The sequence below is a fragment of the Paenibacillus wynnii genome (genome assembly GCF_000757885.1).
GTDB lineage: Bacteria > Bacillota > Bacilli > Paenibacillales > Paenibacillaceae > Paenibacillus_AQ > Paenibacillus_AQ wynnii.
Map to the genome: position 1 here is coordinate 2,756,956 of NZ_JQCR01000002.1, position 18,001 is coordinate 2,774,956.

Sequence of the window (18,001 nt, forward strand, 5' to 3'; positions counted from 1 at the left end):
TAATACAAAATACGGAAATTGGAGTGATTAAGTATGAATATTGATTTCTCAACTCTGGCAGATGGAGCAGTTGCTGAGGTCGTTGAACTCGAGTTACAACGCATCCTCGAGAACATTGCAGATCTGAACACAGATCCAAAGAAAATCCGACAGCTCAAACTTACCTTGAAATTTAAAGCAAATGATAAACGGGATATCGTAGAAGTTGATATTTCCACAGCCAAGATCACCGCACCTATAAAGAGTGTCGGAACCACTTTCGTCATGGGTCGTGATGGTGGAGGAAAAGTGGCCGCAAAAGAGTTGAAGTCTGGAACTAAAGGGCAAACCTACATTGCCAACGATGGATCCGTGAGAGATGACACTGGTAACCCTGTCACTGAGCTCGAAGTCAAGAAAGATAGTAACGTAGTAGGTTTTAGATAATCAAATCATAGGAGGAATTATTCATGTTAAAAGAAGCATTTCAGTATATTGTTGGGCTCGGAAACAAGGAAATTAAAGAAGTAGGAACTCAAAAGTTTTCCACGGGCGCTTTCCAATTGATCCAAGAAGCAACACCAAGCCCGCTTAAGGTTAGAAATTTATCGGGCATCGTTGATTACATCAAAAACGACTATGATGGACAGCCACCAGTGATGATTCACATTGAAAGTCCTACAGAAGTTAAGGTTATGAGCTCATTCAATCGAGATATGAACCGGAACATACTTGTTCAAGCCGAAGCGCTCCTGCCAACAATTCCTTTTAAGCAATTTATCAACGTTGAGGAATTCAATATTCTCCTTCAGTCCTGCTTTGTTCCAAATGATGATCGAGCAACAATGCTGCGGATTGTAGGGAACATAAAAGAAGAGCAAGTGAGAAGCACTGGAGACGATGGGATATCCCAGGCGGTAACAACATCTGGCGGTGTCAAGATTGTTTCAGAGGAGAAAGTACCGAATCCAGTTTCACTTAAACCATTCAGAACATTCGTCGAAGTGCCGCAACCTATTTGTGACTTTGTGTTCCGGCTGCAGGATGGGCCTCGAGCTGCACTGATTGAAGCGGATGGTGGCGCTTGGAAGCTACAGGCAATGGCAAACATTAAAGATTTTTTACTAGTTGCGCTTGAAAAGGAAGTTAAATCAGACCGGGTTGTCATTATCGCATAACAAACCATATCGGGGCGGCTTCGGCTGCCCCATCTTATAAGGAGCTGAATCCAATTGCCCGATCACCGCGGATGGCTCACGAAAAATGAAATGATGGATACAGGAGCCGCTTGTTTTATACCAGACGCTATTGGAGCGTTTACGGGTAAATGGTACGGTTCTCCACCAGATAAAGGTATCTTACTTACACGAAAGCGTTGCAAGGATCTGGGCTGCCCAGTAGATGATGAACAAGCCACCGCCTATATGTACATTGCCCAAACTAAAACAGATTACAGATACGCCCCTTTTTATCATAGGAGCTTGGATGTACTGGACATTAAAAAAATCACTTATCTCGAACAACGAGTGTTACAAAAAGAAATTGATGCTATGGAAGCTAGAAAGGACGGGTCAATATGAACGAAGAGCAGCGCCGCCGCGCATTTCAAAAGATTAAGTCATTCAGTAACAAGAAGTTCTGGGCTTGGATGAACTTTATTCACTCCAGGGCTTATGCCAAAGCTGAACAGCATTTTACAGAAGCTATGTCGATTGTCCTGCAACCAAAACAAGCAGCTGCTGTACTTGCTAAAGCCAAAGAAATTCGAGAGCAATGGGACGGCATGGAAACGATCACCATGGATGATACGGAAGCGGCTGAGCTCCAATCGGTCGGAGTATAGTTCGGTGACTCACCAAACTTTTTGGAAACCGGAAAAGCAAGAAAAGCCGAAAAAGACAAGCAGCCTGGGACAGCACAAAAAGGAAAAGAAAGTAGTTTCGGAGTGGAAACGTGATTTATTCGCCGGTCATACTCCCGGAAAAAGTAGTGCTGATCGAGCAGAATTCCCTCGCAAGATAGTTGCCGAGTTAATTGCTGAAGCTGGCGAAGTATGCCAGCACTGCAGATCAGCACCGGACACCACCACACACCATGTCTGGCCTCGAGGCCGGAAGGGACGCGGTGTAAAAACAAACGGTCTAAGATTATGCGGATTGTGTCACGACTTAATCCAAACGACTGATGAGCTGCTGCAATACTGGATTGGAGTCTTCCGGGATCGATACGGCGAATACTTTTGGTATGACGAATTGGACTGGGAAGAACACAACCGTAAAATGGCGGCACAGGAGCAGTCAGAGAGAGAACTGGAGGTCCGCAGGCAGCAGATTGAACCTGTGGCTGACTTAATCACTACCGCAGCGGGGCGACCGTTAAGAGTAAAAGAATTGCAGTTGTTGCAATCACTAGAACCCAAGGCACTCCAAGTATTTACCGGAATGATTACTGACTCCTTAAACGGATATGCATCCCAGGGAACTTATCGGGCCCTTGATCGATTTGAGGATTAATAAATGCATATAACAACGGAGGTATGACGTTTATGAATCGGGTTCAGGCAGTTTATGAAATAGGAGACATCATTGAATTGAATTGTATAGGCTGCCTGAAACGGATCGAACTAAGCCGAGCCCACAACAATAATTACTCTTACATCGATGGACATTGCAATAAAGTCTGCCCAGTAGGAAAGCAACTGCAGGAGTTAGGGAAGAAACTTGTACGTGATAGTACGTGAAAGGATGGGAACTCATGACCGAAGAGCAGCGCCGCAGAGCGTTTCAAAAAATTAAATCATTCACGAATCAGAAGTTTTGGGCTTGGATGAACATGATCCACTCCCGGGCGTACGCCAAAGCCCAGCAGCACTATGAAGAGGCTATGAGCATCGTTCTCCAGCCGAAGCAAGCAGCAGCTGTCAAAGCCAAGGCTCAGGAAATACGGGAACAGTGGGACGGAATGGCAACAATCACAATGGATGACACCGAGGCAGCAGAATTAAAACAGGTGGGGGTGTAATCATTGGGTTGCGCCAAAAACTGGACAAAAGAAGAGATTGATTACCTCCAGGATAAATGGGGATCGATCAGTTTGAAATCAATCTCTGCAAACTTGGGTCGGAGCATCGATGCGGTAAAACTGAAAGCTGGCAGATTAGGGCTCGGAGACTCGCGGATGAACTTTGACGGAATCACAGTCAATCAATTAGCCCTTGCTCTTGATAAATCATATGGGCAAATCGTTAATTATTGGGTACCGGATTACGGGTTGCCGGTCAAAAGGAAACTCTTTGCAAATACTGCAAGGGTCCTGGTCATTGGATATGAAGAATTCTGGAAATGGGCTGAGCAGCATAAAGAACTCCTTAACCTTGCCAAGATGGATCCTAACACCTTGGGAGCAGAGCCGGACTGGGCAAAGGTGAAACGGAAAGCAGACAAAATGAGATCTCAGAAAACCTTTCAGGCTGTTAACTGGACTCCGGAAGAAGATCAGAGGTTAGTGCAGGTCCTCGGGACAAAAGGAATGACATATCCAGAGGTCGCCAGGCTCTTTGATCGATCGGAAGCATCGGTTAAGCGGCGACTGCATGACCTTGGCGTGAAAGTCCGACCTGAACGAATGGAAAACCATATCAAGTACACATTCGAAGAGGTACAAACTTTGCTCCGAATGGCTCAGGAAGGATATAGCTATGAAACGATCGGTCAAACAATCGGTAAGAGTGGACTAGGAGTTCGCGGGAAGCTCGAGAGAATGGGATTTGACTTTAAGCATCGCCGTTTGAAAGAGAGATCAGGTGTAACTTCATGAGCTGTTTCTTTTATGGTGATTCACCGCATGCAGTACGCGCTACCAAACAACAAATGCTCCTGCATGCAGAGGAGATCAAGAAAACTATAGCAGCTAAGAAACAAGATATTGAGTTGGTTGCGATAAACCAATTGTATAAGAATAGCTGTGTGTGTCTAGTAAATGGAAGTCTACAACGCTACTTAATTGATACTCAGGATGGATATATTCGGCGCGATGGTGAGTTTAGGGGTTACGGTGGAGACGCATGGGAGCAAGCACCGAATCTAGTTAAGCTCACTGATCTAGAGATAGGACAAATGGAGTTATTTTAATCGGGCATAGCCCCATAAGGAGAGATAAACGATATGGCAAAACAACCAAAGTTGAAGAAGTCCGGATTGAAGCCGGGTGATCAGGTAATCATGCACAGCTGCTATGAGGCCCGTAAAGAAGAAAACAAGGATAAGGTATGGGCGGTTAGATCGGAGCCGTGGGATCTTTGCGGGTCGGAGGTTGTGCTGCTGGAAGGTAAATCAGGCGGGTTCGCAACTGAATTTTTGAAGAAGGTTGAGGGTTAACCACCTACCCATAAAGGAGACGCTAGTATGAGACCGATTGAAGCAATTAAAGACGCGGGATCAATTGTTCTGCAGAAATTTCACGAGATAACAGAACGCCGTTGCGAGAAGTGTCCGGCATTTTGGGAGAATGTCGATTACTGGGGCGAATATGATGCGGGTTGCACGCTGAACAGGGACCACCTGGAATTTTGTCCATTATCCTTACTGCCCAGAGCGGTTATGAAACCAATTGTACTTCATAAGGAAAAGGTCGATGCACTGTATTGGGAAAAGCTTTATGAAGCAGATCGGGCGAAATGGGAAAAAGGAGAAAATAGCGGGGAGGATACACCAGTATGAGCGACCAAAAAGGACTCTATAACAAATACCAAATTATTAATCGGGAGACTGGGCAAGAGGCCGATGGTAATTACTTTGTGCTTAAGCCTACTGCTGATCCTGCGGCACGAGCAGCGCTGATGGCCTATGCAGAGTCAATCGATAATCAGCAACTAGCTATGGACATAACAGTTTGGATTTCCAGCTTGCCGGAATTGAGTGTCTTTGACTGGTGCGACAATCAAACCCTGGAGTTGAGCCATCCACACACGTTTGACATGGCAATCGGAGGGCGGATGTGCCGGCATTGCTGGAATCATGACCGAGAGGTTTACAAAGGATCGTACGGCGAGGATATTGGTGAGTTCAACCCTATTCAGGGAGAGGCGGCGAAAGCGGAATGATTGATGAAAAATGCAAGCCATGCACCAAATGCGGATTCGATGATTCATATATAACGGATTATCACGAAGATGGTACGGAATACGATTTTTGCGGGAACTGTGGAACCCCTGTATCAGAAAAGATTAAATTTTATTTCGCTATTGAACAGTTAGACGAATTGAGTCGTGTATATCGGACAATGCCCACAGATGGCGAAGGATATCCCATTGAACCGGAGTACGAAGGAATGATAGCGCGTGGAAACATTGTAAAGCTAGTATCTGATGTTAAAACTGCTAGGGATGCTCTAACAGAGGCACAGCAAGAGGTCAAAGAATGGCAAGAAGAAGCTAAACAATGGCGGGACGAATTTGTAGATAAGAACAACGCTTTGGGAGAGGCACAGCAGACCATAGCCCGGCAACAGAAGATTTTGAAGTTTTACGCTGCTGAAGAAAACAATAGCTGGTGGGTGGGTGGACTGGATGAAGTTGTCCAATCAGAAGTGATGAAGGATGAAGGTAGACGCGCCCGGGCTGAGTTGGAAGGAAATAAGGAAGGGGAGATATAATGCGCAAACACAAAAGACGGAATCAGAAGAAATGGTTCAGGATCGTTGCTCAAAATGTCCATCAAGGAAAAGCAGTATCACGTTTCCACGCTCAAAGGTTAGTCGAAAGCGTCCAATTGTTCGCAGATAATCAATATCACAATGTCTTCCGACCTTGGTGGTATGAGCAAATGGACAGCAATTCAAAACTTGACTTAGTAACCGAACACAGTCGGCACTTCAAGGAAGTCGAGCGAAAACTCATTGAAATGACGGGAATTGCTGCGGATGACTTCAACAAAATTGCCGCATCTCTAAAGAAAGCCACACCAAGAAGAACGAGAAAAAGTAAAGAGAAGCCACGTCCGCCAGTTCGGAAGCTGAAAAAACCAGAGGAATTTAAAATACGGATGATGAACGGAGATTTCCAGCCAGTAACCGGTGAGAAAGTGTTCACTATCGGTGAGCACGACTTTTTTATCCATATTACGGAAGGAAAACACTTCGATTTCTGGACCGTGTCAGATGTTGCTACCGGAACCAAAGTGTACAGCCATGAACGGTATAACGAGGCTGCAAGGAAGGCCAAAGAGATCATCACAAAGCATTACGACTCTTATGTGAGTCAAGTATCGAAGCTTAGGGAGGCCCATTCATGACACAGTTACAGACAATGAGTGACCAGCAACTTAACCGGGCGCTAGCAGAGTTGATGGGGTAAACAGTCTATCATTACGACAAAGACGTTCCAGAGCGCTGTTATTACATGCTGGTAGATCCTGTTGGCGACTACAGCGTGATAGAGCGACCTACAGAGACAATAGCTTGGCTTGACGCACCTTGGTTTACAGGTGACCCTGTCGCCTCTCTAGAGGTACAGATAAAGGCAATAGAGGTAGACGCAAGGAAGTTTGCTTTATGTCTGTACGTGGTTCGGGTCAAAACCAAAACGGGAGTAAATATAAAACCTAGCGATATTGCAAATTGGCCTCATCTCAGTATAAACATTGTTGCCGATCTGCTTACTGCCACCCCCAGAGAGAGGGCAGAGGCTGCTTATATGGTACTAAGCCAAGTAAATGAGTAGTGGACGCAAACTGTGCATGAGGGATAAACGAAGATGACAGATCTACTGATAGAAAAAAAGATACAAGCGATACGCAAAAAATCACAGATCGAAGAGATTACGCAGCGGTTGATTTCGATTATATAAAGAAGTTAAGGAGGCTGACATAGCCCCCTTAACTGGAAACCAACCAAGAGTTAATCGGAGTAAGCAACAGCATTAAAACTCTCAATACCTATCCGAGTCGCATCTGCAGTGCAAAAAAGATACAAGGTATAGACCAATTCGTTCGATGCTGGCAAAGGAACATTGTAATCAGAAGCTTCTATAGTTACGACCTGTACAGCGTTTGGATTTGCCTCGTTGACACTTACCGAGTAAAGAGCATAAGCGACAGGAAAAACTTCTGCGCCTCTCACAACGGAAAATGCAATGACTGAGTCAAATGGTGGAGTTTCCGGAAATGCCAACTCTGCAATTCCGGAAAATTGCACTCGTATATTTCCACCTGCACCAGTTACATTGAGGCCAACCTGCCCGATTGGTGCAGGGGTATTGGCAGGAAAAGGGATCGAGATTGTATTACCATAGCTTGCATTTTGTGATGTTCGGGCATCAAGAAACTGTGACATAAAGCATACCTCCAATTGTTTTTGAGATATGCTATGCGATTACTCAAACAGGTTCGTCCGCAGAGTGGTATTTATTTGAGATTATAGAGGGCTGCCATAGCCCCAAGGAAGGGAACAGAAATGAAGCAAACTACTATAAGTGCATCGTCGAGATTTGGGAGAGATTCGGCCATTCACAGAAAACCCTGAATATTAGGTCATTGATACGAGATTTCTAAAGAAGTCAATCAACACTATTTAGGGATAACTTTTTTCAGCGTATTCATTTCTTTCTTTACAAGATTGATTATTTTCAAATGATTAAGTAGTGCACAGTACGAAAAGATGGCGAAGGAAGGTGTAAGCGTGAAACGCTCTGAAATGTTGTCTCCAGACGAACAAGAAGAATATATCTTGATCGATAATACTTGCACGAATTATGAAGCCCTGTTTGGTTGGAAAGTTGGGACTGCATTGAAACGAATTTCAGTATGGTACGGATCAAATGGATGCGGTAGGAATCTGAAACAAGCCTATTTTGCGCCTGCGGCTTCAAACCATTATCTTAACGGTCAAATTGCATGGAGCGACCATGTCAAGGAAGTAACTGGACAGTTCGAAATGGATTTTTAGTTTCGCAGTCCGAAGAAACACCACAATACCAATTTATTAAGGAGTGTTGATGATGGAAGAATTAAAGGTTGCCGAAGAAAAAGGACTTAAAGATGTACATGTATTTCAAATTTGTGAGTGTGATGCAGTAGCAGCTTATTCGCTAGAAGAAGCTATTAATTGGTACAAGGAAATCACTGGTTTATCTGAATCGGAATTGTATGAACACGAAGATATAGAGATCATTTCTCTAGACTATAAGGTTCGCAACAGTGAAGAAGATGATGAACGGATTTCTGTCCGAGAAATCTTAGATACTTATTGGAACGGCAAACCATTTATTGTTTGCTCGACAGGGAATTAACGCGGATTTCCAATCTATTAAGGGGTGAGAGGATATGAGTAACACGGCATACCAATTATCTGATGAGGCGGGTCTGAGCAGCATCATAAATAAAGCATTACACGCATTCCCAAAGTCCTTTATCAACAATAGCAATGAAATCATCCTTGAACCAAGAAATAATGTGTATTTCCGACTGGAAGGAGTAAATACAGAACTTGATTTCAAATGCAAAATGTTTGCTTGGATTTCCCGGCCAATTGCTAAGGGACTGAACAAATATTGGAAGCCGCGAGTCCTAGAAAGTTTTAATGAGGTTTTAGGTACGCATTTCAGCAAAGATGATATGTATGAAATCTATGATCGGTTGGGAAACGATGTGAATCGTAATTTAGCTATCAAGTTCATTGAATCTGGGTATGACATGGAACTATTAAAGCGAATGTAACTACTTGTCCGAAGGGCTTCGAGTCAGACCGAACCACCCAGCGCAGCGGCAGCCGGATCAAAGGATTAGAGAGGTTATTGGGTGGGCCTCTCCCTACACAAGGAGGATATATAACCATGGAAATCTATAAACTGAGGTTCAACACTGCGAGTAAAAATGCTGATGAAATTAAAGCCAATTATGATCCGTCTCCTCCATCAACAGAAGTTTTAGAGAAGATGGCTGAAGCGTTTCGTAATTTGAATGACACCGAGGTTATTGGTGCGGTATGGCCGTACAGTCCTCATAGTTACAGTCTATATGCATGGGATGATAAGGATGATGAAAAATTTAAGGAACTTATTTACTGGATAGAGCAAGATGATTTTTTCGGAAGTTACATTGATGATCGCAATCGCTTTGACGCTGATTGGAAGAACGGAGATTATGAGCCAGCAGCTGCATTACATTTCGACAAAAGCGACTTTATTGTTATCGAGAAAATAGAGAGGGATGAGGAGGTAAACCCCCAATGACCCAAACACCGAGAGACTGGCAAAAGGATATGGAGATGTGCGAGGCGGCTACACCAGGGCCGTGGGAAGTATGGGAAGACGATGGTGATGTAAAAGTTCAGGCGTCTACCGAAGGGCCTAACATTGCTAATTTCGGGCGTTATGGATGGGGAGTTATGACAGAAGCTATATTTACAGCCGAAGCCCGTACGTCCCTTCCCTACTGGCTCCAAGAAGCCAAAGAGCAAAAAGAACGGGCAGACGCAGCGGAAGCACAAGAACAACAACTAAAAGAGGTGGTACAGCTTGCGGTTAACGATCTCGGACTATGGAGTGACAAAATACTGGCGGCGAACGTTGTGTTAGGACAGTTGCAGCGCGTCTTATCCACCCTTTACCCAGATAACCAAGCACCCACAACTGAAATTAAACAATTAGAGACCGCAAGACCAATTGACGAATGGCATGAAGATTTTGGTGATGTGCTTTGGTGGACGTTCCCAATAGAAGAACCACCGTACTGCGGAACTCCACTGGATGAAGATTGGCCGGAGTATCACAAGCACTGGACACCAATCGTGATTCCTGTAGCCCCAGCACCCAAGGAGGGCGAGGCATGAAGTTTAAGAAGGCGGTGGAACTTTCGGAAAGGTACGCCAATTGTGCTGAATGCGGAAACGAAAATGTTGGAAACGGGCAAGGTACGGTGAGAATCGAAGGAAATATGTTCCGGAGAACGTGCAAATGTGGATGGAAAGTCGAAGTTACGGTTGAGGAAGGAGATAACCAATGACACAGGAAGAATCAGATGCGTTAACGTTGGATCAATATAAAGCGATCATGCAGGAGATATGGAAGAACCACCGATGGGTCCGTTCAAAATTTGAACACAGCAAACACATTAAATACGTCCGCCCAAACTGGGATATGCGAGATGGATTGTGCTTCTCAATCCAATTCGATCCGGGAAAGAAAGTCTTCAGCTGTGGTTACGGCGAAACAGAACTCATGTATGACCGCATAATGAACTGGCTAAATGAGCCACTGGAGGAATCGAAGTAATGACAGTAATGACACTCACAAGGGAAGAGATACTTAATCAGCCTGCGGGTCAAATATTAAACCAATGGGTGGCAGTAAATATAATGTGCTTTGATCCCGGAGTTGTTCAGTATGGAGACTGGTGCCCATCAGAGGACATATCGGCAGCGTGGGAAGTAGAAGAAAAAATCAAGGAGATGGCGAAAGATGAACCACTGCACATCGGCTATTACATGACGGAATTAATCTTAATCGTCGGAAGTAATGGATTTAATATGATCCATGCAACGCCTGAACAGCGCTGTAAGGCTGCTTTATTAGCTGTACTTAACTTATAAGGGGGAGATAAGAATGTTATGGATTGGAATCGGTATTGGTATAGTGATCGGTGAGTTCACACTGTTGTTTTGGATGGCATTAACAACTCGGAATAAACCAATAGGAAGGTGGACGGGAAATCATGACAGCCAAGAATAAACAGCCGTTATCCCCACGTTATGCACAAGTAGAGATGCTTCCCTTAGCTGAACGGAGCCCTGAGGGGCAGCGGATGAAAGACACATATAAGAAATCCGTATTAATGGAAGAGGAGCGGCTGGCAGTCATTGAAAAATATGGACCTCCAAATAGTAAGCCTGGTAATCGAAGCTTTATGCATATTCCCAAGAAGAAACCTAAGAGCAACAGCCTATGATGGTAAAAGAGCTACAAGCAGCACTTGCAGATGGACATCGGCTGTTTCAACGGCCTAATCGCGAAGAACCTGCTGAGGTTATAGACTGGGCTCCTAGCTGGGTAACCTTTCGAATCCCGGGCAATAAATATCCGATTAGCACTAACATAAGAACCTTCTCCATGTCAGTAACCGGCACTTATACAGAAAATAAAAAAAGCCCTGAACCAACAGGGCAATAGCTAAAATCCTCTAACCAAATTATAACACGAAGGGGAATGAGGATGAACACAGTAAAGAGTAAGCCTGTAGTAGCGTACACTGACTTAGGCGAGGCAACAGCCCTTAACTATCACCTTTCCCGAAACATCGCCCAGAGGGCATATAGACGTGCTGACGCTGACGATAAAAAAGTAATTTCAGGAATGGTCAGTGATTGTGAATTCATTGAAGAATGGCTAACTACCGGGCGGCGGCCGGGAAATAAGCGTGGGATCGAGCGGCGGGCAGGGTATGAGAGGGAAATCCTCCTGGACCCGATCCGCATGCAGGCTTTCGCCAGTGATTCAAAGGCAGGCAGCCCCGCAAATCTTTCAGACGATCAGCGGTTCCAATTGGAGTATGCGCTTAATCAATTGAGTGAAAGAGAAAGGGAATGTTACACACTGGCACACGGTCAATGCATTCCGCATTCTGAAATAGCTAAGATGCTTGGAATAACCTATGGTAGCGTGAGTGAGTATGTGCAGCGGGCACAGCGAAAGATTAGTGATACCGTAGAGAATTCCCTGTTTTTTGTCTAGCAAACGCCCATTATATATAGGAGGAACTTATTACATAGTCCTCACTTATAATCAACAGCAATAAACACGCATCGTTAAGGTGACCCAAAACCAATATCGCGGTGCGTGGATTGCTCAAACGGTATGTCGCTACTACTTATCAGGTGGGTAGAGTGGCATACCGTATAATTATTAGCAGGTAAATTCTCCCTTATGTCGAAATATGATATGGGGAGGTGAAGATGATGGCGAAAGTAAAGATATTTGTCGGAGAAAACACTGGTTCGGTTGAAGAGGATATTAACGAATTTATCAATGGAGATGAAGTTGGAAGTGTCATTGATATAAAGTACAGTGCAGCTATCACTACTGTGACTGATAGTCACAACATTGAAGATCCATATTGTGTATTTACTGCGTTGGTATACTACACTGAGAAAGTAGAGTCAGATTTTCATTTCGGTTAATTTAATAGGTAAATTGTCCTTAAATCACAGGGTCGCTGAGAAGCGGCTCTTTTTGTTGTACATAAATCCCCATAATTTAAACCCCAAAAGCTGAGAGGTGACGGCGAAGTAAGGTACATGGGTAAGCAGGGAATAACTTCCTTTACGTCGAAATATGATGTCGAAGGAGGTGAGATGATGGGATATAAGGGAAATATAAATTCTGTTATCGGTGTGGGAAGCTATTTAGATATGATGATGGATATTAAAAATAATATCGGTAAGAAGATTGAATTAGGATTTGAGCCAGACATCCCTAAAGATGAAAAAAAATACACTCTTAAGGACGCTCATGTGGGTCATGAATATGCGGGTGCATATATCCACTTTTATTTAACGTCTGAGGAGAACGAGGATATTGAATTTATCATTAAGGGAATAAAAGATTTTGAATATGATTTACACCCAAATATGAAAAAGTATTGGGTTGGAGTATCGGATGAGCCTTTAATTCAGTATCCGAAGGATTCTGAGAGTATGGCACATCAATATGGGGAACGTAATTACCGTTTCTTATTGTTTAACTAATGCAATGAGGGCACCTTCGGGTGCTTTTTTTATGCCTTAAATATGGGGGTGGTGATAATGTAATGCCAAAAGCACGGGATCCTAACCGGGACCGCGCACTAGAGATATGGCGTGAACACGGGGGAGACATAACAAACCGGCAGATAGCCGAGCAGCTGAGTATTGATGAAAAGAAGGTTGCCGTATGGAAGCAACGGGACAAATGGATTGTTGTACAACAATCCTCTGATAACGTTGTACAACAACCTAAAAAGAATGTTGTACAACAAAAGAAGCCCAAGGTCATAAAACAACAGAAGGAAGCGGCTAGGGGAGACCCACCGAAAACTGAATCGGCAAAATTGACCGAGAAGGAAGAAATATTCATTCTCGAATATCTCCGAGACTTTAACGCGACCCGAGCGGCGATGGCAGCAGGTTACAGCAAGCGGACTGCATATGTCATAGGGTGGGAAAACCTTAGAAAACCTAAAATTCAGGCTAAAATAGCTGAATATAAAGAATCCATGACCAGTGAACTTGGCTTGAGCATCCAGCGGATCATAGCAGAGTATTTGAAAATAGCCTTCGCCAACATTACCGACTACGTCCATTTCGGTAAAAAGGAATTCCCGGTATTTACGAAAAAGGGAGACCCCATTATTGATGAGGATACGGGTAAACAAAAAGTGGTATCTCAGAACTATGTTGACCTATTGAATCATGATGAAATTGACGGTTCTGCGCTTTCTGAAGTGAAAGAAGGCAAAGATGGCGTCGGGGTTAAAATGCACGATAAAATGAAAGCTCTGGAAAAGTTAGAGAAGTACTCAGGGTATCTGGACGAGGAAACAAAGCTGAAGGTTGATAAGTTGAGGTTTGAAGTAGCGGTGATGGGCAAGGGCGACCAATCGGAAGTTGTTTTCATAAAGGATGATCTCCATGAGTAAGGTTATTAGCCTGCAGGAGACAGTCGGGAAGGGATACGCTAAGTTCTGGCATTTTAAAGGCCGTTATCGGGTAGTTAAAGGTGGTCGCGGTTCTAAAAAGAGCGTAACAGCGGCGCTCTGGGTTATCAAAAATATGATGGAGTATCCGCTGGCGAATACTCTGGTTCTTCGCAAGACTTTCAATACTCACAAGGACTCCACTTGGGCGCAGCTTAAATGGGCAGCGAACCGTTTAGGAGTCGGTAGCAAGTGGCAATTTAAAAAGTCGCCACTAGAAGCCATATATAAGCCAACAGGCCAAAAGATACTATTCCGCGGCCTAGACGATCCGATGTCAATCACCTCTATTACGGTGGACAGCGGCTATTTGTGCTGGGCGTGGTTTGAAGAAGCCTATCAAATCCTTAATGAGGATGACTTCGATAAAGTGGATATGTCCATTCGGGGTCAAATGCCGGAAGGGTACTTCAAACAGATCACCATTACGTTTAACCCTTGGAATGAAAAGCATTGGCTCAAACACCGTTTCTTTGATATCCCTAACCCAGATACATTCGTGGATACCACAACGTACCGCTGTAATGAGTTTCTGGGAGACGAAGATCGAAAGCTCTTCGAGTGGATGAAGAAGCATAAGCCGAAGCGGCACAGGGTAGAGGGTGACGGAGACTGGGGTATTGCCGAAGGTGCCGTGTATGAAGACTGGCGAGAAGAGGACTTTGATTATAAGTCTATCTCCAAGAAGCCGGGATATAGAGCTGTGTTCGGTCTTGACTTTGGTTATACCAATGACCCGAGTGCACTTGTGTGTGCCCTAGTAAACAAAGAAGAGAAGAAGCTATATATCTTCGATGAACACTATGAGCACAGCATGTTGAATAACGACATTGCCGATATGCTGAAGCGAAAAGGGTATTCCAAAGAGAAGATCATCGCAGACTCTTCTGAACCGAAGTCTATTGATGAAATACGGGGCCGAGGCATTAGTCGAATTAGAGCCGCTGAAAAAGGTGCAGATAGTATTAAAGCCGGCATTCAATTCATTAAAGGCTTTGAAATCATCGTTCATAAATTTAATTGTCCGAATATCAGCATTGAACTATCCAGTTATGTGTGGGAACAGAACAAGGCCGGAAAGTTCTTGAACAGACCAGTCGATGACTTCAACCATGCAATGGATGCGTTACGCTACGCTATGGAACAGATCCGTAAAGGCAATGAAGTTTCTTTTAATTAAAAGGAAGGGAGGAAACATATTGAGCATAACTCAAGAAATCATCCGGATAATTGAATCAAACGCTCCGATGAAGCTGGAGGAAATCATTCAGCGGGAAGTATCGGAGTGGGAAGGTAAGGAACAGCGCAAGTTCATGATAACCGGCCAGCAATATTATGAAATGAACCTTGATATCCTGAATCGGAAGCGAACTGGGATAGGAGAGGGCGGGGCGGAGATTGAAATCAAAACCCTATCCAATAATAAACTGGCTCATGGATTTGTTCGGAAGCTGGTGGATCAGAAGGTTGGCTACTTACTGAGTAAACCGCTGAGTATTCAGACCGAGAACACCAAATATCAGGAGCTGCTTAAAGAAATCTTTAATAAAGGATTCTTACGGCTGTTGAAAAACGTTGGCAAAGGCGCGATAAACAAGGGTATAGCCTGGCTCCAGGTATACTATAATGATGCCAGTGAATTAAGGTTCAAAATTTTGCCGTCTGAAGAAATTATCCCGCTATGGATTGACGCTGCTCACACAGAGCTGCAGGCGATCATTCGGGTATATGAGATCGAGGTTTACGAAGGCACTCGAAAGCGGACAGTGAAGAAAGTTGAGTTCTGGGACGCTACCGGCGTTAAGCGATACATGCAGGATGGGAGTAAGCTTGTTGAGGATCCAGATAACCAAAGCGGCAGCCACTTCAAGGCGGTACAAGTGGATCAAGAAGTGCAGCTGAACTGGCAGAGGATACCGATCATCCCATTCAAGTACAACGATGAGGAAATACCGCTCGTCAAAATGGTAAAGTCTCTGTCGGATGATTACGATCGCCGGCGCTCCGATAATTCCAATAACCTCGAAGACTTGCCTGAAAGTATATATGTGCTCAAGAACTATGATGGCACTGACTTAGCTGAAGCTCGGAGGAACATATCGGTACTCCGGATGGTTAAGGTACAGGGTGATGGTGGAGTGGAATCCATTAACTTGAACATTAATGTGGAAGCCGCTAACTCACATCTCAGCCAAACCCGGAAGGATATCTATGAGTTCGGTCGAGGCGTGGATACGCAATCAGATAAGTTGGGCAATAGCCCAAGCGGTATAGCACTACGCTTCCTGTTTGCTGATCTAGACATGGATGCCAACATCATCGAGACGGAGTTCCAGGCCAGTATGGAGCAACTGCTATGGTTTGTAAATCAGCATCTAGCTAATACCGGCAAAGGTGACTTCGAGAAGGAATCCGTTGAGTTCATATTCAACCGAGACATTATCATCAATGAAACAGAATCCATTACCAATGCTTCTAATAGCAAAGGCGTCATATCTGATGAAACCATTGTCGCCAATCATCCATGGACCAGCGACACCCAAGAAGAACTCAACCGGATTAAAAAACAAAAAGAAGTTGAGATGAAATACTCTGGATATGGTGAATTCGGTGGGAAGAAAGATCCACCGGAGGATGATGACGAATGAACAACCAGAAGTACTGGGAGAAGCGGTCTGAACTGGTCCTCATACAGGCTGAGAAAGCAGCGGCCATTGTAGAAGCTGAGATGATTCAGGCTTACGCTGCTGCCTTGGACGCAGTACAGAAGGAGATGTTGGCCTTCTATGCACGTACGTTTGTAGGGGATGCTCCAATTAGGCATGTGGATGCGGTTAAGGGGAATCGGCTGAACGCCCTTCAGCGGCAGATTGGTGACCAACTGCGGGATTTAGGAGATATTGAGCAGCGGAAGATGACTACATTACTGGAAAAAGCATTCAAGGATGCCTATACTATGACGATCTTTAACGTGCAGCAGTTTACAGGTATAGGTGCTTCATTTCTATTGCCACAACCAGAGAGAGTTAAGGAGATTCTTAATTACCCGTGGAGCGGAGCGAAGTTCTCAGACCGTATATGGCGGGATAAAGAGAAGCTGGCTGTTACACTACAGGATACCCTCAATCAAGGCTTTGTAAGAGGCTTGGGTGCGAATCAAATGGCTGAAATGCTCGCTGCCAAGATGGAAGTATCCAAGCATCATGCCGTTACTCTTGTGCAGACTGAAACAGCGTATGTAGCCGGCCAAGGGACAGCTGAGGGTTATAAGTCAGCGGGATTGGATGAATATCAGATACTGGCTACCCTGGATGGACGAACAAGCCAAATCTGCCGTAAGCAAGATGGCAGACGGTACAGAGTGTCTGAAGTCAGAGTAGGGAGCAATTATCCACCTTTTCATGCGCGTTGCCGAACCACTACGATCCCAGTGATTGATGAAACTGCAGGCATTGGAGAAAGACGTGCAAGAGATCCAGTAACAGGTAAGGTAGATCTTGTTCCGGCTGATATGAAGTACCCTGACTGGTACAAACAATATGTTATCGATAAGCACGGACAAGATAAAGCGGATCTGGCACAACTTCAACTCAGGAATCAAGCGGCTGATGAAAAGCAGCATACCCGATATCGAGGAATTTTGGGTAAGGAAATACCAAGAGCGTTTTCCAAGTTCCAAGAGTTGAAGTATACTAATATTGAGGGTTGGAATAAGGCTAAAGGCGATTATCGGAAGCTGAATGCCTATGCGAAAATCACGGCAAATGAACCGGAAATTACCGCTCATCTGAAGGAGATCGCTAAGAAGGCAGAGACAGAGCTGGTTGGACTGGAATACCGGTTGAAAACTAAAGAGTCCTACTTACGCAAAGTCAATTCAGACAGTAATAATAGCCTTGATGCTAAGATAATTGGTCATACCATCGCTAACACAAACGATGTTATACGATACACCTATCAGACTTCGGGTGATAAATTGACTGATTCGTACTTCCGCATTCAATCAGAACTTGAGTCCAAAGGATACTCTATTCATAAGATGAAAAACACCTGGGAAGACAAGAGGAATCCCTACAAGGGCATTAACGCCATATTCACCAGTCCTGCAGGGCAACGGTTTGAGGTGCAGTTTCATACACCGCAGAGCTTTGACCTCAAGAACGGACCACTTCATAAGCTTTATGAGGAATACCGCTTAGACAGTACCTCGCCGACACGCCGGGCAGAACTAACGAAGGAAATGTTTAAAATGTCCGCTGAATTGGAGAAGCCTAGGAATATCGACAAGATCAAATAAGGAG

Annotated in this window: 34 protein-coding genes; 33 read left to right on the top strand and 1 reads right to left on the bottom strand. The window is 44.4% G+C overall.

The genetic code is table 11. The annotated features are described in order from the left end of the window. Positions 1–33 precede the first annotated feature (33 nt). From PWYN_RS14995 to PWYN_RS15065, 15 genes are all read left to right on the top strand, one after another. The gene (locus PWYN_RS14995) at positions 34–426 is read left to right on the top strand and encodes a hypothetical protein (protein ID WP_036648379.1); all 393 of its coding nucleotides are present in this window, start codon (positions 34–36) and stop codon (positions 424–426) included. Between the two features lie 23 nt (positions 427–449). Further along, the gene (locus PWYN_RS15000; protein WP_036648377.1) at positions 450–1,157 is read left to right on the top strand and encodes a hypothetical protein; all 708 of its coding nucleotides are present in this window, start codon (positions 450–452) and stop codon (positions 1,155–1,157) included. A 54-nt stretch (positions 1,158–1,211) separates the two neighbouring features. Next, the gene (locus PWYN_RS15005) at positions 1,212–1,559 is read left to right on the top strand and encodes a hypothetical protein (RefSeq protein ID WP_036648375.1); all 348 of its coding nucleotides are present in this window, start codon (positions 1,212–1,214) and stop codon (positions 1,557–1,559) included. Then, positions 1,556–1,822, top strand: a complete 267-nt coding sequence (locus PWYN_RS15010; protein WP_036648372.1) for a hypothetical protein — start codon at positions 1,556–1,558, stop codon at positions 1,820–1,822. The genes PWYN_RS15005 and PWYN_RS15010 overlap by 4 nt, the downstream gene beginning before the upstream one ends. Before the next feature lie 4 nt (positions 1,823–1,826). Then, positions 1,827–2,492 (top strand): HNH endonuclease, encoded by a 666-nt coding sequence (locus PWYN_RS15015; RefSeq protein ID WP_052087715.1) that lies wholly within the window; start codon positions 1,827–1,829, stop codon positions 2,490–2,492. A 32-nt stretch (positions 2,493–2,524) separates the two neighbouring features. Beyond that, entirely contained in the window at positions 2,525–2,719 is a 195-nt protein-coding gene (locus tag PWYN_RS15020) for a zinc-finger domain-containing protein (RefSeq protein WP_036648369.1), read from the top strand. Between the two features lie 14 nt (positions 2,720–2,733). Continuing rightward, the gene (locus PWYN_RS15025; RefSeq protein WP_036648366.1) at positions 2,734–3,000 is read left to right on the top strand and encodes an EthD domain-containing protein; all 267 of its coding nucleotides are present in this window, start codon (positions 2,734–2,736) and stop codon (positions 2,998–3,000) included. A 3-nt stretch (positions 3,001–3,003) separates the two neighbouring features. Beyond that, a complete protein-coding gene (locus tag PWYN_RS15030; RefSeq protein ID WP_036648363.1) occupies positions 3,004–3,795 on the top strand; it encodes an RNA polymerase sigma factor sigma-70 region 4 domain-containing protein in 792 nt (263 codons plus the stop codon). Further along, the gene (locus tag PWYN_RS15035) at positions 3,792–4,109 is read left to right on the top strand and encodes a hypothetical protein (protein WP_036648361.1); all 318 of its coding nucleotides are present in this window, start codon (positions 3,792–3,794) and stop codon (positions 4,107–4,109) included. Before PWYN_RS15030 ends, PWYN_RS15035 begins: the two co-directional genes overlap by 4 nt. A gap of 33 nt (positions 4,110–4,142) precedes the next feature. Beyond that, on the top strand, positions 4,143–4,355 hold the full coding sequence (locus tag PWYN_RS15040) for a hypothetical protein (RefSeq protein ID WP_036648358.1): 213 nt from the start codon (positions 4,143–4,145) through the stop codon (positions 4,353–4,355). A gap of 27 nt (positions 4,356–4,382) precedes the next feature. Then, positions 4,383–4,697: a hypothetical protein gene (locus PWYN_RS15045; RefSeq protein ID WP_036648356.1), complete on the top strand. Its 315-nt coding sequence runs from the start codon at positions 4,383–4,385 to the stop codon at positions 4,695–4,697. Beyond that, positions 4,694–5,080: a hypothetical protein gene (locus PWYN_RS15050; protein ID WP_036648353.1), complete on the top strand. Its 387-nt coding sequence runs from the start codon at positions 4,694–4,696 to the stop codon at positions 5,078–5,080. Before PWYN_RS15045 ends, PWYN_RS15050 begins: the two co-directional genes overlap by 4 nt. Beyond that, the gene (locus PWYN_RS15055; RefSeq protein ID WP_036648350.1) at positions 5,077–5,631 is read left to right on the top strand and encodes a hypothetical protein; all 555 of its coding nucleotides are present in this window, start codon (positions 5,077–5,079) and stop codon (positions 5,629–5,631) included. Before PWYN_RS15050 ends, PWYN_RS15055 begins: the two co-directional genes overlap by 4 nt. Then, positions 5,631–6,269, top strand: a complete 639-nt coding sequence (locus PWYN_RS15060; protein WP_036653034.1) for a hypothetical protein — start codon at positions 5,631–5,633, stop codon at positions 6,267–6,269. The genes PWYN_RS15055 and PWYN_RS15060 overlap by 1 nt, the downstream gene beginning before the upstream one ends. 137 nt (positions 6,270–6,406) lie before the next feature. Next, positions 6,407–6,697 (top strand): hypothetical protein, encoded by a 291-nt coding sequence (locus PWYN_RS15065; protein WP_157261158.1) that lies wholly within the window; start codon positions 6,407–6,409, stop codon positions 6,695–6,697. A gap of 176 nt (positions 6,698–6,873) precedes the next feature. Here PWYN_RS15065 and PWYN_RS15070 read toward each other — a convergent pair whose 3' ends face one another. Further along, positions 6,874–7,308 (bottom strand): hypothetical protein, encoded by a 435-nt coding sequence (locus tag PWYN_RS15070; protein WP_036653037.1) that lies wholly within the window; start codon positions 7,306–7,308, stop codon positions 6,874–6,876. Between the two features lie 345 nt (positions 7,309–7,653). Here PWYN_RS15070 and PWYN_RS15075 point away from each other — a divergent pair, with 345 nt between their 5' ends. The 18 genes from PWYN_RS15075 (at position 7,654) to PWYN_RS28165 (ending at position 17,997) form a co-directional block, all read left to right on the top strand. Continuing rightward, positions 7,654–7,920: a hypothetical protein gene (locus tag PWYN_RS15075; protein WP_036653039.1), complete on the top strand. Its 267-nt coding sequence runs from the start codon at positions 7,654–7,656 to the stop codon at positions 7,918–7,920. A gap of 49 nt (positions 7,921–7,969) precedes the next feature. After that, positions 7,970–8,263 (top strand): hypothetical protein, encoded by a 294-nt coding sequence (locus tag PWYN_RS15080; protein WP_205622729.1) that lies wholly within the window; start codon positions 7,970–7,972, stop codon positions 8,261–8,263. A gap of 34 nt (positions 8,264–8,297) precedes the next feature. Beyond that, complete coding sequence (locus PWYN_RS15085; RefSeq protein ID WP_036653042.1) at positions 8,298–8,690, top strand: hypothetical protein; 393 nt, start codon at positions 8,298–8,300, stop codon at positions 8,688–8,690. 116 nt (positions 8,691–8,806) lie between these two features. Next, the gene (locus PWYN_RS28155) at positions 8,807–9,205 is read left to right on the top strand and encodes a hypothetical protein (protein WP_052087964.1); all 399 of its coding nucleotides are present in this window, start codon (positions 8,807–8,809) and stop codon (positions 9,203–9,205) included. After that, the gene (locus PWYN_RS28160) at positions 9,202–9,804 is read left to right on the top strand and encodes a hypothetical protein (RefSeq protein ID WP_052087965.1); all 603 of its coding nucleotides are present in this window, start codon (positions 9,202–9,204) and stop codon (positions 9,802–9,804) included. Before PWYN_RS28155 ends, PWYN_RS28160 begins: the two co-directional genes overlap by 4 nt. After that, entirely contained in the window at positions 9,801–9,977 is a 177-nt protein-coding gene (locus PWYN_RS28725) for a DUF3797 domain-containing protein (RefSeq protein ID WP_084146722.1), read from the top strand. Before PWYN_RS28160 ends, PWYN_RS28725 begins: the two co-directional genes overlap by 4 nt. Further along, positions 9,974–10,246 (top strand): hypothetical protein, encoded by a 273-nt coding sequence (locus tag PWYN_RS15100; RefSeq protein WP_036653045.1) that lies wholly within the window; start codon positions 9,974–9,976, stop codon positions 10,244–10,246. The genes PWYN_RS28725 and PWYN_RS15100 overlap by 4 nt, the downstream gene beginning before the upstream one ends. Continuing rightward, a complete protein-coding gene (locus tag PWYN_RS15105; RefSeq protein WP_036653048.1) occupies positions 10,246–10,563 on the top strand; it encodes a BC1872 family protein in 318 nt (105 codons plus the stop codon). The genes PWYN_RS15100 and PWYN_RS15105 overlap by 1 nt, the downstream gene beginning before the upstream one ends. 13 nt (positions 10,564–10,576) lie before the next feature. Continuing rightward, positions 10,577–10,702: a hypothetical protein gene (locus tag PWYN_RS30310; RefSeq protein WP_276203414.1), complete on the top strand. Its 126-nt coding sequence runs from the start codon at positions 10,577–10,579 to the stop codon at positions 10,700–10,702. Further along, positions 10,686–10,919, top strand: a complete 234-nt coding sequence (locus PWYN_RS15110; RefSeq protein WP_036653052.1) for a hypothetical protein — start codon at positions 10,686–10,688, stop codon at positions 10,917–10,919. Before PWYN_RS30310 ends, PWYN_RS15110 begins: the two co-directional genes overlap by 17 nt. Further along, entirely contained in the window at positions 10,916–11,140 is a 225-nt protein-coding gene (locus PWYN_RS15115; protein ID WP_036653055.1) for a hypothetical protein, read from the top strand. Before PWYN_RS15110 ends, PWYN_RS15115 begins: the two co-directional genes overlap by 4 nt. 42 nt (positions 11,141–11,182) lie before the next feature. Beyond that, positions 11,183–11,701: a sigma factor-like helix-turn-helix DNA-binding protein gene (locus PWYN_RS15120; protein ID WP_240479743.1), complete on the top strand. Its 519-nt coding sequence runs from the start codon at positions 11,183–11,185 to the stop codon at positions 11,699–11,701. A 221-nt stretch (positions 11,702–11,922) separates the two neighbouring features. After that, a complete protein-coding gene (locus PWYN_RS15125) occupies positions 11,923–12,147 on the top strand; it encodes a sporulation protein Cse60 (protein WP_084146723.1) in 225 nt (74 codons plus the stop codon). Positions 12,148–12,321: 174 nt separating this feature from the next. Beyond that, positions 12,322–12,714 (top strand): hypothetical protein, encoded by a 393-nt coding sequence (locus tag PWYN_RS15130; protein ID WP_157261159.1) that lies wholly within the window; start codon positions 12,322–12,324, stop codon positions 12,712–12,714. A gap of 62 nt (positions 12,715–12,776) precedes the next feature. Then, positions 12,777–13,643 (top strand): terminase small subunit, encoded by an 867-nt coding sequence (locus PWYN_RS15135; protein WP_052087966.1) that lies wholly within the window; start codon positions 12,777–12,779, stop codon positions 13,641–13,643. After that, positions 13,636–14,880 carry a PBSX family phage terminase large subunit gene (locus PWYN_RS15140; RefSeq protein ID WP_205622750.1) on the top strand — a complete coding sequence of 415 codons (1,245 nt, stop codon included), beginning with the start codon at positions 13,636–13,638 and terminating at the stop codon, positions 14,878–14,880. Before PWYN_RS15135 ends, PWYN_RS15140 begins: the two co-directional genes overlap by 8 nt. Before the next feature lie 19 nt (positions 14,881–14,899). Further along, positions 14,900–16,348: a phage portal protein gene (locus PWYN_RS15145; protein WP_240479744.1), complete on the top strand. Its 1,449-nt coding sequence runs from the start codon at positions 14,900–14,902 to the stop codon at positions 16,346–16,348. Next, positions 16,345–17,997, top strand: a complete 1,653-nt coding sequence (locus tag PWYN_RS28165) for a minor capsid protein (protein ID WP_052087967.1) — start codon at positions 16,345–16,347, stop codon at positions 17,995–17,997. The genes PWYN_RS15145 and PWYN_RS28165 overlap by 4 nt, the downstream gene beginning before the upstream one ends. Positions 17,998–18,001 lie beyond the last annotated feature (4 nt).